This is a genomic window from Nocardioides sp. SYSU D00038, assembly GCF_016924665.1.
Taxonomy (GTDB): Bacteria; Actinomycetota; Actinomycetes; order Propionibacteriales; family Nocardioidaceae; genus Nocardioides.
Genome location: NZ_JAFFJT010000043.1, coordinates 1 through 5,654, shown reverse-complemented (window position 1 = coordinate 5,654; position 5,654 = coordinate 1). Strand labels below are relative to the sequence as shown.

Genomic DNA, 5,654 nt, shown 5'->3' with positions numbered 1-5,654 from the left:
GGTGTGCGTTTGATCTTTGAGAACTCAACAGTGTGTCATAGTCGACGAATTAGTTTGTTTTGCCCCGTTGGCTGATTCTGGTTGCTGCTGTCCTTTTCTGGGGTGGTGGTGGTTGGGGTTGGTTGATGGTTTCTTTGACGATGATTCTGGCTTTTTTGTCAGTGTCTCCTGTCAGGGGCTTCTCTTTTTCCTGGCTCTTGACTGCTTCCTTTGGGGGGTGGTGGGGGTTGGGTTGTAGTTTTCTACGGAGAGTTTGATCCTGGCTCAGGACGAACGCTGGCGGCGTGCTTAACACATGCAAGTCGAGCGGTAAGGCTCCTTCGGGGGTACACGAGCGGCGAACGGGTGAGTAACACGTGAGTAATCTGCCCTTCACTTCGGGATAGCTTCGGGAAACCGAAATTAATACCGGATATGACCTGGTTCTGCATGGGGCTGGGTGGAAAGTTTTTTCGGTGGAGGATGTGCTCGCGGCCTATCAGCTTGTTGGTGGGGTAATGGCCTACCAAGGCTTCGACGGGTAGCCGGCCTGAGAGGGTGACCGGCCACACTGGGACTGAGACACGGCCCAGACTCCTACGGGAGGCAGCAGTGGGGAATATTGGACAATGGGCGGAAGCCTGATCCAGCAACGCCGCGTGAGGGATGACGGCCTTCGGGTTGTAAACCTCTTTCAGTACCGACGAAGCGTGAGTGACGGTAGGTACAGAAGAAGGACCGGCCAACTACGTGCCAGCAGCCGCGGTAATACGTAGGGTCCGAGCGTTGTCCGGAATTATTGGGCGTAAAGGGCTCGTAGGCGGTTTGTCGCGTCGGGAGTGAAAACACCGGGCTTAACTCGGTGCTTGCTTTCGATACGGGCAGACTAGAGGCATTCAGGGGAGAACGGAATTCCTGGTGTAGCGGTGAAATGCGCAGATATCAGGAGGAACACCGGTGGCGAAGGCGGTTCTCTGGGAATGTCCTGACGCTGAGGAGCGAAAGTGTGGGGAGCGAACAGGATTAGATACCCTGGTAGTCCACACCGTAAACGTTGGGCGCTAGGTGTGGGATCCATTCCACGGGTTCCGTGCCGCAGCTAACGCATTAAGCGCCCCGCCTGGGGAGTACGGCCGCAAGGCTAAAACTCAAAGGAATTGACGGGGGCCCGCACAAGCGGCGGAGCATGCGGATTAATTCGATGCAACGCGAAGAACCTTACCTGGGTTTGACATACGCCGGAAACACCTAGAGATAGGTGCCCTTTTAGTCGGTGTACAGGTGGTGCATGGCTGTCGTCAGCTCGTGTCGTGAGATGTTGGGTTAAGTCCCGCAACGAGCGCAACCCTCGTCCTATGTTGCCAGCACGTGATGGTGGGGACTCATAGGAGACTGCCGGGGTCAACTCGGAGGAAGGTGGGGATGACGTCAAGTCATCATGCCCCTTATGTCCAGGGCTTCACGCATGCTACAATGGCCGGTACAAAGGGCTGCGATGCTGTAAGGCGGAGCGAATCCCAAAAAGCCGGTCTCAGTTCGGATTGGGGTCTGCAACTCGACCCCATGAAGTCGGAGTCGCTAGTAATCGCAGATCAGCAACGCTGCGGTGAATACGTTCCCGGGCCTTGTACACACCGCCCGTCACGTCACGAAAGTCGGCAACACCCGAAGCCGGTGGCCCAACCCTTGTGGAGGGAGCCGTCGAAGGTGGGGCTGGCGATTGGGACGAAGTCGTAACAAGGTAGCCGTACCGGAAGGTGCGGCTGGATCACCTCCTTTCTAAGGAGCACTCATCGCCGCGCGTCCAGCATGTGTCTGGGCGGCACTTGGTGGTGTTCACTAGTGGAATCGTCGATGAAGGACCCCGTCGCGTCTGCGTGGGGCTTCTCAGTACTACCCGTTGTCTTGTGTCTTCTCGTCCCTGGTGGGCGGGTGGGCCGGGGTGTGGGTGTGGAACCTGGAGTCTCGTGTGGGTGGGTGGGGTGGTGGCACACTGTTGGGTCCTGAGGGATCAATACGCCGGCCGGGCCTGGTTGTTGTGGGTTTGGTTGTGGGTGTTGGTTTTCTCGGTGGGCCTCCTTTGTCTGCTCGCGCGTTTGGTGTGGGTGGGTGTTGGTGGGTTTGTTTTTTGTGAACTTGATAGTGGACGCGAGCATCTGGCGGCGACTCTTACCATGGGGTTGTCGCCTCGTATTATCTTTGTAGTTTCTTGCTGAGTGTTTGTGAGACAAGCTATGAAGGGCACATGGTGGATGCCTTGGCATCAAGAGCCGATGAAGGACGTAGGAGCCTGCGATAAGCCCTGGGGAGTTGGCAACCGAGCTGTGATCCGGGGGTGTCCGAATGGGGAAACCCAGCTGGAGTCATGTCCAGTTACCCGCACCTGAATATATAGGGTGTGTGGAGGGAACGTGGGGAAGTGAAACATCTCAGTACCCATAGGAAGAGAAAACAATAGTGATTCCGTGAGTAGTGGCGAGCGAAAGCGGATTAGGCTAAACCTCGTGCGTGTGATACCCGGCAGGGGTTGCGCATGGGGGGTTGTGGGACCATTCGACCTCATCTGCCGGTGGGGTGCGGAGTTAGAAAGTGCGTGTGAAGTCGAAGTCGTTGGAAAGCGGCGCCGTAGAGGGTGATAGTCCCGTAGACGTAAGTGCGTGCCTCCGGAGTGTGTTCCCAAGTAACACGGAACCCCTGAAATTCCGTGTGAATCTGGCAGGACCACCTGTTAAGCCTAAATACTCCTTGATGACCGATAGCGGACAAGTACCGTGAGGGAAAGGTGAAAAGTACCCCTGGCGGGGAGTGAAATAGTACCTGAAACCGTGTGCCTACAATCCGTCAGAGCCTCATCATTGGTGGGGTGATGGCGTGCCTTTTGAAGAATGAGCCTGCGAGTTTGCGTTGTGTTGCGAGGTTAACCCGTGTGGGGTAGCCGTAGCGAAAGCGAGTCCGAAGAGGGCGTATCCGGCGTGTGTCGGTGTAGTAGCGCGATCAAGACCCGAAGCGGAGTGATCTATCCATGGGCAGGTTGAAGCGCGGGTAAGACCGCGTGGAGGACCGAACCCACTTAGGTTGAAAACTGAGGGGATGACCTGTGGATAGGGGTGAAAGGCCAATCAAACTCCGTGATAGCTGGTTCTCCCCGAAATGCATTTAGGTGCAGCGTTGCGTGTTTCTTGCCGGAGGTAGAGCACTGGATAGCCGATGGGCCCTACCAGGTTACTGACGTTAGCCAAACTCCGAATGCCGGTAAGTGAGAGCGCAGCAGTGAGACTGCGGGGGATAAGCTCCGTAGTCGAGAGGGAAACAGCCCAGACCATCAGCTAAGGCCCCTAAGCGGTGACTAAGTGGAAAAGGATGTGGAGTCGCAGTGACAACCAGGAGGTTGGCTTGGAAGCAGCCACCCTTGAAAGAGTGCGTAATAGCTCACTGGTCAAGTGATTCCGCGCCGACAATGTAGCGGGGCTCAAGTCATCCGCCGAAGCTATGGCATTCACGCCCACCTTGTGTGGAGCAGCCCCAACGGGTGTGTGGATGGGTAGGGGAGCGTCGTGTCGCGGGTGAAGCTCCGGGGTGACCCAGGGGTGGATGCGACACGAGTGAGAATGCAGGCATGAGTAGCGAATCACGGGTGAGAAACCCGTGCGCCGAATGATCAAGGGTTCCAGGGTCAAGCTAATCTGCCCTGGGTAAGTCGGGACCTAAGGCGAGGCCGACAGGCGTAGTCGATGGACAACGGGTTGATATTCCCGTACCGGCAAAGTAGCGCCCATGACGAACCTGGTGATGCTAACCACCCAAAGCCCAGCGGACCGATCCCTTCGGGGTGAGGCTGTTGGGTGGAGCGTGGGACCCGATCTGGTAGTAGTCAAGCGATGGGGTGACGCAGGAAGGTAGCCCAACCACGCCGATGGTTGTTGCGTGGGTAAGCGTGTAGGGGGAGTTCCAGGTAAATCCGGGACTCTGGCTTGGATGCCGGCCCTGAGACGTGATGCCGACCCCGTATGGGGGAAGTGGGTGATCCTATGCTGTCGAGAAAAACCTCTAGCGAGCTACGCGCCGCCCGTACCCCAAACCGACTCAGGTGATCAGGTAGAGAATACCAAGGCGATCGAGCGAACCATGGTTAAGGAACTCGGCAAAATGCCCCCGTAACTTCGGGAGAAGGGGGGCCGGATCCGTGAACCCACTAGCTGGGGGTAGCGGTGATGGCCGCAGAGACCAGGCCCAAGCGACTGTTTACTAAAAACACAGGTCCGTGCGAAGTTGTAAGACGATGTATACGGACTGACTCCTGCCCGGTGCTGGAAGGTTAAGAGGACCTGTTAGACACGCAAGTGTCGAAGCGGAGAATTTAAGCCCCAGTAAACGGCGGTGGTAACTATAACCATCCTAAGGTAGCGAAATTCCTTGTCGGGTAAGTTCCGACCTGCACGAATGGAGTAACGACTTGGGCGCTGTCTCAACCGTGGACTCGGCGAAATTGCACTACGAGTAAAGATGCTCGTTACGCGCGGCAGGACGGAAAGACCCCGGGACCTTTACTATAGTTTGGTATTGGTGTTTGGTTCGGCTTGTGTAGGATAGGTGGGAGACTGTGAAGCATGCACGCCAGTGTGTGTGGAGTCATCGTTGAAATACCACTCTGGTCGTACTAGATGTCTAACCTAGGACCATGATCTGGTTCAGGGACAGTGCCTGATGGGTAGTTTAACTGGGGCGGTTGCCTCCTAAAATGTAACGGAGGCGCTCAAAGGTTCCCTCAGCCTGGTTGGCAATCAGGTGTTGAGTGTAAGTGCACAAGGGAGCTTGACTGTGAGACAGACATGTCGAGCAGGGACGAAAGTCGGAACTAGTGATCCGGCCACGGCATGTGGAAGCGTGGTCGCTCAACGGATAAAAGGTACCCCGGGGATAACAGGCTGATCTTCCCCAAGAGTCCATATCGACGGGATGGTTTGGCACCTCGATGTCGGCTCGTCGCATCCTGGGGCTGGAGTAGGTCCCAAGGGTTGGGCTGTTCGCCCATTAAAGCGGCACGCGAGCTGGGTTTAGAACGTCGTGAGACAGTTCGGTCCCTATCCGCCGCGCGCGCAGGAAACTTGAGAAAGGCTGTCCCTAGTACGAGAGGACCGGGATGGACGAACCTCTGGTGTGCCAGTTGTCCCGCCAGGGGCACGGCTGGTTGGCTACGTTCGGAAGTGATAACCGCTGAATGCATCTAAGCGGGAAGCACGTTTCAAGATGAGGTTTCCCACCCACTAGATGGGGTAAGGCCCCCAGCAGAACACTGGGTTGATAGGCCGGAGGTGTACAGCAGCAATGCCCAGCCGACCGGTACTAATAGGCCGAGGGCTTGTCCCACAACCACTCAGCTGGAAACCTACAAAGAGTTCCGCTCGCGTCCACTACACACACCACCACCCACCCCCCCGCACACACGCGGAGGCGTCGGGGAGGACTGGTGACACCACAACACCATAGAGGCTTGGCACACCCCCACCCACACACCACACGTGCGGGCAACAAAAAAGAGGGGTCTGCCGCAAGAGTTACGGCGGCCATAGCGAAGGGGAAACACCCGGTCCCATCCCGAACCCGGAAGTTAAGCCCTTCAGCGCCGATGGTACTGCAACCGAGAGGCTGTGGGAGAGTAGGACGCCGCCGGACAT

At 56.9% G+C, this 5,654-nt stretch carries 3 rRNA genes; all 3 read left to right on the top strand.

Annotated features, from left to right (window positions below):
• The first annotated feature begins 241 nt into the window (after positions 1–241).
• The 3 genes from JT721_RS20565 (at position 242) to rrf (ending at position 5,652) form a co-directional block, all read left to right on the top strand.
• Positions 242–1,758: ribosomal RNA gene (locus JT721_RS20565) — 16S ribosomal RNA — on the top strand.
• 446 nt (positions 1,759–2,204) lie between these two features.
• Positions 2,205–5,346, top strand: a 23S ribosomal RNA gene (locus tag JT721_RS20560).
• A gap of 189 nt (positions 5,347–5,535) precedes the next feature.
• Positions 5,536–5,652: ribosomal RNA gene (rrf, locus tag JT721_RS20555) — 5S ribosomal RNA — on the top strand.
• Together the 16S, 23S and 5S rRNA genes form the textbook arrangement of a ribosomal RNA operon.
• Positions 5,653–5,654: the final 2 nt, after the last annotated feature.